Below are 15,766 nucleotides of genomic sequence, written 5' to 3' on the forward strand. Positions count from 1 at the left end.
GAAGCTTGCGCGAGGATGGCAGGATTGTTCGGGGCGTCAGAAGCCAGACTGAACGCGGGAGAAAACGAGCTCCGCGAACAGGTTGATTTGCGATCCGATGAAGGGAGCAGCAAGACCGCAGCACAGAAGGATCACGACGATCTTCGGGACGAATGTCAGGGTCATTTCCTGGATCTGGGTCAGGGCCTGGATAAAGGCGATGACGACACCGACCAGCATGCCCGCCAGAACTGCGGGACCGGCTGCGATCAGCACGGTGCGCATTGCTGCCTGCATGATCTCCAGGGCATCGGCTTCGTTCATGTCGCCACTCCGTGATCCCGAATCATTCGGGACCGTCCAAGCTCTCCGCTTAGACCATCTCCGCGCAAAGATGAAAATGCTATTTGCGCGGAGAGGGGTCAATTCTGATGGCCGTCGCCGGTCAGCACACTCGGGTCGCTGATCAGCTCTACGTATCGCTGTTGGTATTAGTCGTAGACGTGCTGCTGCTGGTCGATGTGGTTGGTTTCGTAATCTCACGATCAGAAACCACGACACCCGCCTGGAGCAGCACCTTATCGCCCGCTTCCGTCAACGCTATGACGCCGTCGGAATAGACCTGAACTTCCTTGACCTTGCCGGTTACGGTATCATCGGCACTCATGATGTACTTGCCGACGATGTCGCCCGCCCGTGTCAGGGCTTCCGCCTGAAGCATGCTCTTCAGGTGGTTGTTCGTCTGAATGGTCTGTTCGACCTGCGAAAAGGAGGCGAGCTGCGAGATCTGCTCCGACGCGTCCATCGGCGAGGTCGGATCCTGGTTCTTCATCTGTGCGATGAGAAGCTTCAGGAAGCTGTTATAATCAACGCTTGCCTTGTCCGCGTCCTTGGTCGATGCGCCTGCATTCGCCCAAGGATTGGATGCAGCTGTCGAACTTGAAACTGAATCTACCGCCATGGCGCGATCTCCCTGCGGATCTGCTCCACCGTGGCCGGGGTCATCTCCTGATTGTTGAGGATACGATCCTCGATGGCGTACAGCCCGCGGATCGCCTTCAGGGCATCGAAAGCACGGCCGCTGACGACCATGGCATCAATGCGCTTCAGTTCTGCCAGTACCTCATCGTCCTTGAAGCAGGCCAAGAGCATCGTGATGGACTTCCGGAACATGGCGAGCGATTGCTCCTTGCCTTCCGGATTGATCAGCATCATCTGCGCGATGAAGTAGAGCTGGCGCAGAGGGGTGGTGGCGTCTTCCAGCTGCAGAACGTGGTTCTCCAGCAGGAATGTCACATCGTTGAGAAACTCAAGGGCTACCTTGCGGTCAACGCGCAATACCGCGCCATTGATGAAGATTCGTTCGCCAGACTTCAGCGAAATGCGCAGCGTACTTTTCATTTAAGTCCATCCCTGATGATGGTGGTAACGTCAATAATGCCCTGGAAATTCTGCGATTGTCTCTGACGAATCCGCTCGCATTCCTTCAAGATCCAGATGGCGATGGAGATGAGGTTGGCTCTCAGCTCGGCGTTGAGCTCGTTCTCCGGCTGGCGCAGATCCTCAATGAAGCGGATCCAGACACGCCTGGTGAAAAACAAGGCCTCGATAGTTGTGCCGGAATACTCGGCGGTATCACGGGCCGCCTTCAGGAGTTCGATCGAACGATCGAGCGCCTGACGTTCGCGGCTTTTGGCGTCCGCGACGTCGTCCTCCATGATCTCGGCATATGAAAACTGGTACATTCATGTATCCTTCATTTTCAGTCACTTCCTTCAATCATCAAAGGAAGTTTACGAGGCTCAATTGTTGTATTCTTGACGTCAACGTATAGGACGCCTCAAGCAAAGCCTTCAGCGATGTTACGCGGGTGGATGCCTCATAGGCATCGACACCTTGCAGATCATTCAAGTGCAGTTCGAAGATCTTCTTCTGGGATTCGAGAGATTCATTCGCGTTCTTCACGCGCTCGCTGGAAATACCAAGATTTGAGCGAGCCGTAGTGATACCGGTTTCAGCCCGGCCAATAGCACCACTGGCAACCTTGACCGCTGCCTGCCGGGAAACTTCCGGTACGTCTGTCGTCAAGAACTCATTGGAAACGACGGCGGCGAATACGAAATTGCGGAAACCGGAACCGTTCGCATTGGTGGACGTATCAACGACCTCATTGGCGCTGATGCGCGTTGTCATGTTCGTGTCGTTCGCATTGGAAACGAACGTGGTCCAGAAATCCTGTCCGGCCTGGCCCGCGTGCGGCGGGTCGGTCAAGGTCGTCGTACCGTTGAACTTTGCTTCAAGATCCGTCAAGAAACTGTCCACCTGAGCTGCCGTCATGGCGCTCTTGGAAGGTATCCCGTTTGCACTTAAGAATTGGTTCAGTTCCGCATCGTAAGCCGCTTTAAATGGAGATCCGGCTTCCGTGAAGGATGTCAGCGGCTTGACGTCGGTGTTCGTGCCCGCGAACAGATATTCACCAGCAACCGAGGAGTTCGCCGCATCTGTGAACGAATCGAGCGCGGAGGTCAGCGTGCGTCGGGCATCGTCCAGGGTCGACGCGCTGGAGGTCAGCGAGGCGAGTGCGCCGCGAACCTTGTCGACCGAGGTCGACATGTTGTTAAGCGCCGCCTCTGAAGAGTCCAGACGGGTAACGGCGACGGAGTTCGTCGTCAGCTGCGACTCGATCCGCATGACATCGCGCGTGAGATCAAGATTGCGCGCGGTCTGCGATCCGAGAGAGACACCCATGTCGGCATGAACGCCGGTGGTGACCTCCTCGTTTGCCTTCATCAGTTCATTCTGGGCTTTCGCCATTGCCGTTCTAAGGCTGGTCTGAACTGAAATCGTCGAGCTGAATGAAGTCTTCATGTCTTATCCTGCCGCTTGTAGTAAGGCTGCCATCATTTCATCGATGGTGCTGACCAGCTTGGTCGCCGCCTTGTAGGACTGCTCGATATCGAGAAGCAGGGAGAGCTCCTCGTCGAGGCTGACGCCGGTTTCACTTGTGTAGGCTTCCGAAGCACGCGCCTCCATGGCCGTCTTGGTTTCGTTTGCAGCGGTGGCCGTACTACGGATCGCTTCCAGCCAGGACGTCGAAGCCGACGAGTAGGTCATGAGGCTCAGGGTGCCCTTTACCTCCGTCGCCTGGTCGAAACTGCGTGTCGTCTTCATCGCCTGCGTATAGCTGTCGAGAAGCGCCGAATAACCCGAGCCGCCCGTGTTGACGACATAGGCAGCACCATTGAACCCGCCATCGCGGATCATGGTCGGATTGCCCTTTGCCAGGGGATTGACCTTGATGGATGCTGCGAGACCGGGAATGACGGTGCCTGTCGAGTCGACCGCATCATCCACACCATTTGTGAAGAGGCCTGCGACGGGCGTCAACGCTCCGGATGGACCGGTTTCGGCAAAGGACACAATCAAGGTACGCGCGACTTCATCGAGCTGGCTCTGGAATTTCGGCGCGATCTCGTCACGAATCTGCAGAAGGGCCTGCAGCGAACCGGATGCGCTGGTATCGCCGCCTTCTCCCGCAGTAATCGCAACGCCATCAATGTAAATCGGATTGCCGGTGACGTTCGCCGCATAGGCATTGGTCGAGTTGAACGATACCGTGCGCGGGATCGTTTCGAAAAGAGTGGTGCCTTCGGAGGTGTAAATCGCCATGTCGCCATTGTCGCGAACCACGGTCGAGACACCGACGATTTCCGAAATCTGCTTCAGGATCGTCTCGCGGTTGTCGAGCGCATTATTGCCATCCGATCCCGTGATCTTTGCGCCGACAACCTGATTGTTGGCGGCCTCGAACTGGCCAAGCAGGCCATTCAGCTTGTCGACCTGGCTCTGGATTTCAGCGTCGGCGCGGGTTCGAATGCCTTGCACACCGGCAGATGTACTGTTCAAAGTATCAACGAGATCCTGCGCATTGGCGACAACGGTCGATCCAAGGGTGGTCGATGTTGGTGATGCCGCGTAGGAGCTTAGCTGATCATAAAGGTCCTGAAGGCGTTTGCTCGGCGAGTTGTCATACTCGTTGTTTCCCATCAGGTCGCGCATTTCCTGCAGACCGGTGAGAAGAGTGGACTGGCCGGTGGAAACGGACGTGGCGGTGATGGTCTGCCGAAGCAGCGAATTGTTCTGGGCTCTGTCGACGGACGCAACCAACGCACCGTTGCCAGCCGTGGTCAACGAGGCGGAACGACGAACGTAGTTCGCGTTCTGACCGTTGGCGATATTCGACGAAACGACCTGGGTCTGCTTCGAGGTATTGTTGAATATGGCCTGGGCTGTATTCAGTGCGGTGGAAAGCGTCATGTTACATCACTCCAGTGAAAGCCTGTTGGTTTAACGCTTCAGGTTCACGAGTACTTCGAGAAGTTCGGAGCCGGTCTGGAAGACCTTCGAATTGGCCGTGTAGCTGCGCTGCGACTCGATCATCGTGGTCAGTTCTTCCGCGATATCGACGTTGGAATCTTCCAGCGCGCCTGACAGAATGTCGCCATAGCCGACAGAGCCCGCATAGCCCATGACGACGACGCCGGAGTCATTGCTCTGGGAGTAGACGTTGCCGGCAAGAGGCCGGAGGTTGTTGGGGCTCTGCACGTTTGCCATGGCGATACGATAAGTCGGAACCGACTGGCCGTTCTTGTAGAGGATGGAAACCACGCCATCCTTGCTGATCTCGACCTTGTCGACAGCGCTGGCGCCCTGACCGTTGATGTTACCGGTGATGGAGTAATCGGCACCCAACTGTGACAGCTTGGAGAGGTCGATGTCCAGCGCGCCCAGTTCCGCGCCGCCGAGGCTGGTCGATGGAATGGCAGTGGTGGTGATTGGTGCCGTTGGCGCCGTCAATTTGCCTTGCGCATCGAAGGTGAGCGTCGTGGTCGACAGATTGGTGGTAACCGGAGGGGTCCCGGAGTCGGTAAAGTCGATCGTCAGTTCCCACTCGTTATCATTCATCTTCTCGTAGGTCAGGTTCAGAAGGCGACCATTGCCCTGCGAGTCATAGGCCACGAGCGATGAGGACTTTGTAAAACCGATCGCTTCCTTGGCAGGCAGGTTGCCTGCCACGAGACCTTCTGTTGAAGGCGTGGCCGTCATCCCACCAGATGTCACGTTAATTTCCGTCAGACCTTCGAAACCATTGATGACGATCGTCGGATCCTCATTGGCCTTGTAAGGGTAGCCCATCAGGGTGAAGCCAGCCGAATTCTGCAGCGTGCCGTCTTCCTGCACCTCGAAATTGCCCGCGCGGGTCAGGTAATCGGTGCCATCGGCTCCAGCGACGATGAAGAAGCCTTCACCATCGATTGCCAGATCGGTCGAGGACGTCGTGTAGCTGAAGGCGCCCTGATCGTTGATGGAATAACGGACAGTGGTGTTGACGCCGCCGGAATTGTAGGAGCCTTCGGAAGACGGCAGGATCATCGACGAAAACTGCGTCGATGATTTCTTGTAACCGGCCGTGCTGGCGTTTGCGATGTTATCGCCCACCGTGCTGAGACGATTTGCCTGGGCATTCATTCCGGACACGCCGGTCCGCATGGTTCCGTAAAGGCTCATATCAATTCCTCGTTCTGCCTGTGGTAGCAACACTAGATGACGGGCCTTGCGTGAAGCTGGCTGTTTCGGCTGTTCATCAGCCATTCCGAACATCCTGAAGCAAAGTCAGACCGAGAGCGCTACAGGCAGATACAAAATACAAACCCCGGAAATCGCTGTCGATTTCCGGGGCCAAACTCGGCTAATGCCAAGTGAATCACTGTCTAATTTTGGGAAAGCTCAATCAGCTCCAGTCGATGCAATAGCCTAGGAAACGCTTGCTATCGATCGGGTCGAAGCCGAGCTTCTTGCGCAGCTTCTTGCGCAGCTTGCTGATGTGGCTTTCGACGACGTTCTCTTCGACTTCCTCGTCGAAGATGCCGTAGATGGCGTTGAAGATCTGCGTCTTGGAAACGCGACGTCCACGGTTTGCGACTAGGTATTCGAGAATGCGACGCTCGCGCCGCGGCAGGGGGAAGATCTCGCCCTGGATTTCCGGATCGCGACCATCGTCGAAAACGCGGATCGGTCCGATATCGGTATAGTTCGTCAACGCCTTCACACGACGGCGGATAGCCGCCGCACGTGCCAGGATTTCCCGGGGATGAACCGGCTTGCGCACGACATCGTCGACGCCGCTGTCGAACAGTGCCAGCGTTGCTTCCAGCGAAGGCTGATCACTCACAGCAATCACCGGTGCTGCGGTACGATCCCGGATTGCACGCGGAAGCTCCAGCGCATGCTCGGTCTGACCGATCAGAAACGCTTCAACCGCTGCAATATCCGTATCGGCCGCAGTCGATACCCACTCGCCAAACTCTCTGGGATCAAACCCTGTTGAGGGTACTCCCTCACGCCCAAACAATGAGGTGTAACCCTCTTTAACGAGCTCACGCTCATCAACCACTACGATCATTCGTCCGCCTCCGAATCAGTGTGGTGCCTCGATGATCTATGGGTACGAATCGGCGGCTTCATGAACAACTACGCAAAATTAACCATAGATTTTAATAGTTGATTAAGAGTCGGCTCCTGATTTGCTCTACATCTAGTGGGTGCGACAATTTTTCCCCACAAAAATTTAGTGGAAAAGTTAACGTAACGTAAAACTGATCTTCTCTTGCCACTTTTTTGACAAATCAGTCTATCTGCGATCACCCACCATGAGGCGCAGCCCTGCAACCAATTTTTGGTTGTATTCAGTGACAAAAATTTGCAGCTCCCGGTGTCCACTTGCCGTAACCCGTCGCGACCAGATTCGCGATCACGCGGCAGACGTACCGCTTTTGTGCCGGGTCGTTGTTTGGTCCTGCGTGGTATCGGGCTACCGCCATCGTCCATGTTTCGTGGCGGTCGTGGAGGTTGCGGAGAAACTTTGCGGCGTATTCGACGTTCCGTCGCGGGTCCAACATCTCCTGTGGAGACGCAAAATTCTCGCCATGGAAGTGGTGATTGATCTGCATGCAACCCATATCGATGAGTTGTCTTCCCTCCCGGCGAGCCGTCTCAAAGGCCTGCATGGCGGCCATCGGGGTCTCCGGGAAGTAGGCTTTGCCCTCGATATTGAGTGCCCAGGGATAGAGGCTGCCCTTGCGGCCGGTCTCCGTCAGGCCGACCGAATAAAGGATGCCTTCAGGAATCTGGTACTTTGCTGCAGCCGATTGGATTTCTTTCTCACAGGCGCCAGGTGCCACGGCAAGGGCATCAGAGATAGATATCGCCAGCGCGAAGATCGCGCCCAGAAGCAGCGCCGGAGCGCGGATCTGCGGCTGTTTCATAGTCATCATTTCCTGTCATGAAAGGCACTCCGGCACGTCCGGATTGCTGCCCCTGTCCCTGCCCTGCGCCACCATTGCCCTGTTGCCCGGCCATGGCACCACGCTGTCCGGCGTCATTGGACTGCTGCGAACTGTCCGACTGTGACGTCGGCGTGATTGTCACGGTCACCTGATCAACCGCAAAGCCTTGCGAACGCAGAGCGTCCAAAATGCCGCTGCTATCGCTTGTGAGCTGGCTATGGGCCGCACGGGTCTCCACTGTCAGATGAACGCTCAATTGCTCGCCAACGAGCCTCAAGGTGGCCGTCACCGAACCCAGATCAACCGGTGTCATCTGCAGTTTCAGTGTATTGACAACGTTACCCGTGCTGCTCTGGGCAGCAGCATTCGACAGAGCGGAACTGGGATGCATAGCCGCTGCCCAGTCCTGATCCTGCGAGATGGCAGTCGTCAGGGCCGTTGCGTTCTGTGACGTACCGAAGCCGAGGAATCGGCGTGCATCGAGAACCGTAACCTGCTCGGCACCGCCACTGCCACTGCGTCCGGTCTCAAACGTCGCCTTCCCATCGGCGCCAGTGCCGATGACCATATCCATGCTGCTGCCGCGAGGACCCGCAAAACGGAAGGTTTTTTCACCGCCTCCGGCGCCTGTCTCCGGCAATTCCACCGGAACATCAAGATCAGTGCCCAAGGGTGTATCACCAGTGGTGGCCTGCTTCTCAATCTGCGCAGCATCGCGCTTGCTGTTATCGGCATCGCCCGATCCAAAAGTCGTGCCAGCGGCAATTTTCGCACCGGAATGCACAACCGCAGCAGTTTCGGCCGAGCCAGACAGAAGCGACAAGACGGAATTTGCATCGGAGGCAATCGACTTTGCATCGACCTTTTCGACATCTGCCTTCTGTGCGCCCATCTCAAGGTCGGCGGTTATCTCTGTCTTGCCGGACGAGATATCGTCGTCATCGTTCTTGTCCGATCCCTTCGCCTTTGCCTTCTGCGCCTTGTCCTGCTTTTGCGCTTTCGGATCTTCGTCGATGTGCGGCGGCTTGCCCCCCATGGGGTTTACTTCGACATCCGCTTTCGAGTTCAGTTTGCTGGCGATCGTGAGATCGAGACTCAGCGCTGCCGAAGCAGCAGAGTTACCTGAAATACGAACGCGGGGAACTGCCGGACCTTGCTGCACATCCGATTGCTCATCCGCATCATCGGATGGCAAAGTCTTTGCTCCCGCCTGATCCTCGCCTTGCCCTTTCGATTCGCGTTGTGAGACGCTTGAGAGGGCATTGCCGAAGCCATCTGATTTTTCTTTTCCACCGCGTCCCTGCACGGCGTCCTGAGGCGCCGCGCCGCTGGCGGGCGCGCCCAAATTCAAGGCCGACGTAATCATCGCGCTACTTGTCCTTTTTCAGCAGTTCATCGATTGCGCTCAGCTTGGACCGACCCTTGTCGACATAGGTCTTGAAGTCGGGATCGAGCGCTTTCGCCTCACCGGCGGGAGGTTGAGCTCCCTTCGCCGTGGCTCCCGCAGCATCATGCGCAGGAAGTGCAGAGGTTTGTTCTGCACTGATCTGATTGGGGATTGTCTCTGCTTTGTCTTGCCCGAGGCTTTCGAGGGTGGGAGCCTTCAGAACCTCGGCGGCAATCCGTCGGGCGGCATCACGCAGCGCGCGATCCTCTGCACTGAGCTCATTATCCGGAATCTGATCGAGAGCCTTGACGGCCTCCTGCATCTTGCCCGCAGGCATGCGCGCCACATTGCTGAAAAGGCTCGCGGCTGACAAACCGCTTGTGGCAAGTGATTTTCCGCGTTCAGCCGCCTTATCGGCAGCAAGCTTGGCAAGCTCGGTCTTTCCCTCGATGGTCGCCTGGCGTGCAAGTCTCAGGTAAATCTCGCGCGCCCGATCATCCGCCATGACCTCCAGAGCACCGTCCAGATCCTCGGCGGAGATCTCTCCGAAATGAGCAGAAACCAGTGTCACGAAAAGATCTGCAAACTGGCTGGCATAGGGAGAATGGGAGAAGCGTCTTGCATACTGGCGTGCATAGCCAAAGCCCTTCGCGACGAGGCCTTGTTCGACCGCGACCGCGACGGACCGGCGCAGAGCCGCTTCCTCAATGATGGTTCCTGGCGCCAGGAGGCGCGCCATATCATAGAATTCCAGGGCCTTCTTCTGATCCGTCGCGATGATCACATTGCCAGCGACCAGCGCGAGGTAAGGGCCGATACGCTGGTCGCGGTACTCCGGCACCATGCTCGCAAGACCACTCGCCACCATCGTGCCACGACCGCTCAGGTATTTGCGCAGCGCATTGGCGACTCGGTTGTCGAAATTGCCAGCTGTATCCTTCGAGACAATCAGTTCCAGGGTTGAGGGATTGCCGCCGCTCATGGCGTAGATCAGCGCCGCGTCGACGTTTCTCGGATCCTCGAAGACGCGCATATCGGCGGTGCGCAATCGCTTATCGATGGTGGACAGCATGAAGCGCTGCATGGCACCGGCCGAGTGATCGCCCATGACCACCGTATCCTGCACGAATTGCAGGGACCGCAACATCTGGTAGGGCTCCAACGTCTCTTGCGATTGCTGGGCGCGGCTATCCATCGGCAGAACCAGCGCAATGGCTGTTGCCGCGAGCAGAGACAGAGCATGGCGCGCTCGCCAGTTCATCAGGCTTTGCCGTCCTCAAGCAGGATTTCGATGCGCCGGTTCTGATCAGCCAGCGGGTTATTGGGAACCTGAAGGCGCCGATCCGCATAGCCTGAGATCTGCTTCACCCGGTCTTCGGCAAGCCCGCCCTTGGTCAGCATGAAATAGGCGCTGTGAGCGCGCTGGGAAGAAAGGCGCCAGTTGTCGTTTTCGCCCGACTTGAACGGACGACCGTCCGTATGTCCACGAATGATGACGCTTCCCTTGCGATCCTTCAGGATTGCACCGATCTTCTCCATGGCCAGCACCAGTTCCTTACGAGGAACGGCTGAACCGACATTGAACATCGGCGTATCGAGTTGATCGGAAATAGTGATCAGAAGCCCGCCTTCAGCCGGCGTCACGATCAAGCCTTCGGCCAGCTTGCCCGAAATGCCCGCAATCTGGCTTTCGATCTGCTGCTTCAGTTCATCAGCCTTGCGTGCCTCGGCGGCTGCCGCAGCAGCCGCTGCCGCAGCATCCGCCTGCACTGTTGCAGGGTCGGGTCTGGGTCGCGGGAGAGCGACGGATGCCAGTTGCATATCGGCAGCCGGGGCACCAGCCTGCGCAACGTTTGCCGGGTTCTTCGGCGGCTCTCCGCGCGTTTGCGTCGCAGAGGGCGGTGTCGGCGGCAACATTTCCGGCATGGTCTCGTTGGACGGATTGACCGGCTTCACTTCTGCCGGCGCCTTGGCCTGTCCATCGGCGCGTGTGACTTCCACCTGCTTGGTCCAGAAGTCGGGATCGAACGGATCGCGATAAGCTTCCCCGCCGTCTGCGCCGGTTGCGGGGCCCGATGAACTCGCACCGCCCTCACCCTTGGCGCTGACATTTGCCTGCTGACCAACTTCCTGAGCGATTTCCGCCAGAACGGAATAGGGATTCTGGAAGAAGTCCGCTTCCGAGAAGTTGGCTTCTTCACCCGAAGCCTGCGTCATATCCTCGCCTGTTGCGGCGGCGGCACCGACCTTATCGGCATCGGCCTTGACCTTGGAGCGCTCCTTGCTCTCCTCGCCTTCGGCGGCATCGACCGGCTTTTCCAGGCCCTTCTTTGCCGGGGTCTGGTCCGAAAGCTTGATGGGGTTAAAATAGCTGGCGACAGATGCTGTCGTCTTTTCGTTCGCAGCGTTGACTAGCCACATCACGAGAAAAAACGCCATCATCGCTGTCATGAAGTCGGCATAGGCGATCTTCCAGGCACCACCATGATGTCCGTCGTGCCCACCGCCATGCTTCTTGACGATGATGATTTCGTTTTTGCCGTGATGATGATTCTGTTCGCTCATGCGAGCACTTTCTTCAGGCTACCAGCCCAGGCAGAAAGCCGGGTGACCAGGACAGCCTCATTGATATCGACGGACAGATCGAGATCGGGTGTCTCGATGTGCCGCATTTCCGGGGCATTCTCGCCCAAGGCTTTGGTGAACATTTCAAACAGGCTCTGGCTGCCGTGGACCGTCACTTTCGCGATGTCCTCGCTTTTCAGGACCTCAATGACCTGATGTGCGAGTTCGCTCACCATGGCCTGCGCAACGGCATCTTCCATGACCGGCGCGAGAACTGCAGTCACCGCCGTCTCCAGGGCGACGGCAGCCTCCTCGCGCATGCGCTCAAGGCTTTCGACAAGACGTTCAGCGGTCTGTCTTTCCATTTCGTGGCGCAGTTCAATCAGAGCCGCCTCATGTTCGGCCACAAGCCGCTCGCGTTCCGCTTCCCAGCGCGCATCGCTGACCGCCTCGCCTTCGGCGCGCCCTTCCGCAAATGCGGTGGCCCGTTCCGCCTCCAGATCGATGGAGGGTTCGGGCGCTGGCGGCTCGAAATGAAAATCATTGTCGATCTCGAAAGCTACGACCGGAACCGGCGCCGCAGGAGGCGTGGAAAAGTCCTTCAGATATCGCGTCAGGGATGCCGTCATCGTCCCTCTCCTGCACTGCGAAAGGCCGGACCTTCGCATGGTGAACCGCTCGAAGGCACATGTCGTCGAAACCTAGCCACCATGATTTTCGCCATACCCTACTGCATGCCAAACATGTCCCGACAAATTTATCGGATCAGCGTGAATTTTTTGGAACTTTAGGAAGTCAAACTTGCGCGAAGGTGAAGATATGGGCCGCCATTCTGACGAGCGGCGACCCCTTGTATGGTGTCAGCGATCTGTGACTACTGCTGGAAGAGCTGAAGAATGTTCTGGGCGTTGGTGTTCGCGATGGAGAGCGACTGGATCGCCAGCTGCTGCTGGGTCTGCAGGGCCTTCAATCGGGTCGATTCCTCGTTCATATCCGCATCCACAAGTCGCCCGACACCCGTATCAATTGCATCCATCAGTGTCGATACGAACTGTTCCTGCATGTCGATGCGGCTGGTGATGGCACCAAGCGCTGACGCCGAATCGGTCAGGCGCTGAAGGATCTTTTCTGTTGCGCTCAACATTCCGGCGAGATCTTCTGCGGAGGTGGTATTGCTGATCGCGATTTCAGTTCCGGCTGCACCCGAGGCTGAGTCGGCATTGATCAGGAAGTAGTCCGCCGCAACCGTACCGCCGCTACCGTCAGGCTGATCTACGGTCCAGTCCATGGTCAGAACGCCGCGTTGGGCGTCTTCAGTGTCGATGAGGGTCGACGTTGCCGTATCGAAGGCGAGTGTCGTCAGGCTCACGGCGCCGTCGGAGGCGCGATTGAACGAGGCCACGATATTCTTGACGCCAGGATTTGCGCTGTCCTTGTTGAAGAGCCAGTTCTCGCCCGAGAAGGATGCTGATTCCGAGATCGAAGCAAGCTGATTCTTCAACTGCTCGAGTTCCTTGTTGATCTTGGTCTTGTCAACACCGGGCTGTGAAGCGGCAGTGATCTTGGATTTGATCTCGTCCACGACCTTGATGGCAGAGTTCAGACCCGTATAGGCCGTATCCGTTGTTGCGGCGCCAAGACCCAGAGCGTCCTGCACCGTGCTGAGCGCCTTGTTGTCCGACCGCATGGTGGTTGCGATCGACCAGTAAGCGGCGTTATCGGCAGCGGTCTCAACGCGGTAACCTGACGAAATACGCGCCTGCACCTGTTCCATGTTCTGATTGACGGAACGCAGTGTCTGGAGCGCCGCCAAGGCGCCCGTGTTGGTAATAATACTTGTCATTTCGAATATCGCCCCTGGATATGATTTGGGACATGCCGGACCGGGCTAAACGCGCGATTGCATCATGCAGACGTTAGCCGACCAAGATCTCGGCAGACGTTCGGGCGTATGTGAATGGCCAGCCCGATCTGCTCCGAACAGAGCATTCAGCAGACTCGCATCCCGAGGTCGATAAAGCCGCATTTGTCTTGTGCGAGGCTGATCTTTTTCCAGAGGCAATAGGTTGGGGGACAAACCGAACTGTCCGCACCAGAAATCCTGAACGCAAAAGGGAGGCCGCGCAAACGGCGCGGCCTCCCTTTTGAGGGTCTGAAACGTCTTACGATTAACGGAAGAGCGTCAGAATGTTCTGCGAATCGTTGTTGGCGATCGAGAGAGCCTGGATGCCAAGCTGCTGCTGTGTCTGGAGAGCCTTCAGCTTGGTCGACTCTTCGTTCATGTCAGCGTCGACAAGCTTGCCGATACCCGTGTCGATAGAATCGATCAGGTCCTGAACGAAGTTGCTCTGCAGATCGATACGGCTATTGATGGAGCCGACGTCCGCTGCCGCATCAGTCATTTCTTTAAGAGCCTGATCGGTCGCAACCAGATATTGTGCCATTTCGTCACGAGTCGTCGTGTTCGAAATGTTCAGACCCAGAATACCATCCGCCAATGCACCATTGGTCTGGGTGCTGCCGGTTTCATCCACGTAGGTCAGGTTAGTCCATTCCTTCGACAGAATGCCAGCGCCGGCCGTGTCGTTATCACCGGATGCATCAAGGCTAACCAGAGTAGACTTCGTTGTATCGTACTCCAGCGTTGTGAGGCTGATATTGCCGTTGGCATCACGGTTGAAGGAACCGATGATGGCCTTAGTCTCAGGAGTCGTGGTCGGGTCTTCAAGAACCCAGTTCTGACCGGAGAAGGACGCCGACTTCGCGATCGACTTCAGCTGGTCCTGGAGCTGCGTGATCTCCTTCTGGACCTTTTCCTTGTCCACGCCAGGTTGCGAGGCAGCCGTCAGCTTTGCCTTGATCTCGTCGACAACCTTGATCGAGCTCTGGAGAGCCGTATAAGCCGTATCCGTCATCGCGGCGCCAAGGCCGAGAGCGTCCTTGACCGTGCCAAGAGCCTTGTTGTCCGAACGCATCGTCGTGGCGATCGACCAGTAAGCAGCGTTGTCCGAGGCCGTTTCGATGCGATATCCGGAAGATACGTGGTTCTGCGTTGTTTCCATATCGCTGGCGATATTGCGCAGAGTGGAGAGCGCTGCAATCGCTGCGGTATTGGTCAGAATGCTGGTCATAATTGGCCCCTACAAGAAAACAGTGGACTTGGGTATTCCGGGTCTACCGGCAAGGGGTGTTGCGCCTCATGCTCGTCCTGCTTCAATGGTTATCGGGACGCACCGCTTGTATGGGTCCATATCAACTCATTAAGGTTAACAAAGATTGAAGTAGCTCTGCAAAAGATTAGTGATTTGAGCTGAAGCATTTCGACCAGACAAAAAAAAATCGCGCCCTTTCCGGGCGCGATCTTAAGTTTTGCTTAACCAGAACTTGGATTAGCGGAAGAGCGAAAGGATGCTCTGCGAGTCGTTGTTGGCGATCGAGAGAGCCTGGATGCCCAGCTGCTGCTGCGTCTGCAGAGCCTTCAGGCGGGTCGACTCTTCGTTCATGTCTGCGTCAACGAGCTTGCCAACGCCCTTGTCGATGGAGTCCATCAGATCTTCAACGAAGTCGTTCTGCAAATCGATACGGCTGTTGATCGCACCCACGTCAGCGCCGGCGTCCGTCATCTCCTTCAGTGCGGCCTCAACGCCGGAAAGGATCTGGGCCATGGTGTTACGATCGGTCGTTGCCGAGATCTGAAAGCCGAGGATGCCGTCGGTCACTTCGCCGTCAGTCTGTGTATCGCCCTGATCGTCCACATAGGTGAGACCAGTACGTTCCTTTGAGAGAATGCCGACGCCTGAAGTATCGTTCTCGCCATCTGCATCAAGGCTGACCAACGTCGAGTTGGTCGTGTCGTATTCCAGCGTCGTCAGGCTGATATTGCCTTCGGAGTCGCGGTTGAACGAACCAACAATCGCCTTGGTTTCCGGTGAATTGTTATCGTCCTGGAGAACCCAGTTCTGACCGGAGAAGGAAGCAGACTTGGCGATCGATTTCAGCTGGTCCTGAAGCTGTGTGATTTCCTTCTGGACCTTGTCCTTGTCTACACCAGGCTGAGAAGCCGCGGTCAACTTTGTCTTGATCTGGTCAACAACCTTGATGGAGGATGCGATGGCCGTGTAGGCAGTGTCAGTCGTTGCAGCGCCCAGACCCAGAGCGTCCTTGACGGTGCCGAGTGCCTTGTTGTCCGAACGCATTGTCGTTGCGATCGACCAGTATGCAGCGTTGTCTGAAGCGCTGGCGACGCTATAGCCCGAGGAGATCGCGGACTGGGTCTTCTCCATGCTGCTGCTGATGGAGCGCAAAGTGGAGAGCGCTGAAATAGCCGAGCTATTCGTCATAATCGATGACATAGTATTCTAGTCCCTTGTTACTGGATACTCGTTGGGGACATACCGGACTTGAACTACCGGCAATGACGATTGGCTTCATGCCCACTCGGTTCCGTGTACTCATAGGAAACCAAACGCGTCATATGCCAAGGATATTT

Annotated in this window: 16 protein-coding genes; all 16 read right to left on the reverse strand. The window is 56.8% G+C overall.

Annotated elements, in window-relative coordinates:
* Positions 1-36: 36 nt before the first annotated feature.
* Complete coding sequence (gene fliQ / locus E8M78_RS14510) at positions 37-303, reverse strand: flagellar biosynthesis protein FliQ (RefSeq protein WP_137135690.1); 267 nt, start codon at positions 301-303, stop codon at positions 37-39.
* Between the two features lie 148 nt (positions 304-451).
* Positions 452-940: a flagellar hook assembly protein FlgD gene (gene flgD, locus E8M78_RS14515; RefSeq protein ID WP_137135691.1), complete on the reverse strand. Its 489-nt coding sequence runs from the start codon at positions 938-940 to the stop codon at positions 452-454.
* Entirely contained in the window at positions 931-1,380 is a 450-nt protein-coding gene (gene flbT, locus E8M78_RS14520; RefSeq protein WP_062555372.1) for a flagellar biosynthesis repressor FlbT, read from the reverse strand. Before flbT ends, flgD begins: the two co-directional genes overlap by 10 nt.
* Positions 1,377-1,724 carry a flagellar biosynthesis regulator FlaF gene (gene flaF / locus E8M78_RS14525; protein ID WP_137135692.1) on the reverse strand — a complete coding sequence of 116 codons (348 nt, stop codon included), beginning with the start codon at positions 1,722-1,724 and terminating at the stop codon, positions 1,377-1,379. Before flaF ends, flbT begins: the two co-directional genes overlap by 4 nt.
* Before the next feature lie 37 nt (positions 1,725-1,761).
* A complete protein-coding gene (locus E8M78_RS14530) occupies positions 1,762-2,847 on the reverse strand; it encodes a flagellar hook-associated family protein (protein ID WP_137135693.1) in 1,086 nt (361 codons plus the stop codon).
* A 3-nt stretch (positions 2,848-2,850) separates the two neighbouring features.
* A complete protein-coding gene (flgK, locus tag E8M78_RS14535) occupies positions 2,851-4,296 on the reverse strand; it encodes a flagellar hook-associated protein FlgK (RefSeq protein WP_137135694.1) in 1,446 nt (481 codons plus the stop codon).
* Positions 4,297-4,326: 30 nt separating this feature from the next.
* A complete protein-coding gene (locus E8M78_RS14540) occupies positions 4,327-5,547 on the reverse strand; it encodes a flagellar hook protein FlgE (RefSeq protein WP_137135941.1) in 1,221 nt (406 codons plus the stop codon).
* Positions 5,548-5,770: 223 nt separating this feature from the next.
* Positions 5,771-6,442 (reverse strand): winged helix-turn-helix domain-containing protein, encoded by a 672-nt coding sequence (locus E8M78_RS14545; protein ID WP_062555367.1) that lies wholly within the window; start codon positions 6,440-6,442, stop codon positions 5,771-5,773.
* A gap of 283 nt (positions 6,443-6,725) precedes the next feature.
* Positions 6,726-7,304: a lytic transglycosylase domain-containing protein gene (locus E8M78_RS14550; protein WP_137135695.1), complete on the reverse strand. Its 579-nt coding sequence runs from the start codon at positions 7,302-7,304 to the stop codon at positions 6,726-6,728.
* Entirely contained in the window at positions 7,231-8,691 is a 1,461-nt protein-coding gene (locus E8M78_RS14555; protein ID WP_137135696.1) for a flagellar hook-length control protein FliK, read from the reverse strand. The genes E8M78_RS14550 and E8M78_RS14555 overlap by 74 nt, the downstream gene beginning before the upstream one ends.
* 4 nt (positions 8,692-8,695) lie before the next feature.
* Positions 8,696-9,973, reverse strand: a complete 1,278-nt coding sequence (gene motC / locus E8M78_RS14560; protein ID WP_137135697.1) for a chemotaxis protein MotC — start codon at positions 9,971-9,973, stop codon at positions 8,696-8,698.
* Positions 9,973-11,277, reverse strand: a complete 1,305-nt coding sequence (locus tag E8M78_RS14565; RefSeq protein ID WP_062555363.1) for a MotB family protein — start codon at positions 11,275-11,277, stop codon at positions 9,973-9,975. Before E8M78_RS14565 ends, motC begins: the two co-directional genes overlap by 1 nt.
* Positions 11,274-11,906: a hypothetical protein gene (locus E8M78_RS14570; RefSeq protein WP_137135698.1), complete on the reverse strand. Its 633-nt coding sequence runs from the start codon at positions 11,904-11,906 to the stop codon at positions 11,274-11,276. Before E8M78_RS14570 ends, E8M78_RS14565 begins: the two co-directional genes overlap by 4 nt.
* 245 nt (positions 11,907-12,151) lie before the next feature.
* Positions 12,152-13,120 carry a flagellin gene (locus E8M78_RS14575; RefSeq protein ID WP_137135699.1) on the reverse strand — a complete coding sequence of 323 codons (969 nt, stop codon included), beginning with the start codon at positions 13,118-13,120 and terminating at the stop codon, positions 12,152-12,154.
* 325 nt (positions 13,121-13,445) lie between these two features.
* On the reverse strand, positions 13,446-14,408 hold the full coding sequence (locus E8M78_RS14580; RefSeq protein WP_137135700.1) for a flagellin: 963 nt from the start codon (positions 14,406-14,408) through the stop codon (positions 13,446-13,448).
* Positions 14,409-14,666: 258 nt separating this feature from the next.
* Entirely contained in the window at positions 14,667-15,629 is a 963-nt protein-coding gene (locus E8M78_RS14585; protein ID WP_137135701.1) for a flagellin, read from the reverse strand.
* Positions 15,630-15,766 lie beyond the last annotated feature (137 nt).

This window comes from Rhizobium sp. FKY42, from assembly GCF_005222835.1.
Classification (GTDB): domain Bacteria; phylum Pseudomonadota; class Alphaproteobacteria; order Rhizobiales; family Rhizobiaceae; genus Neorhizobium.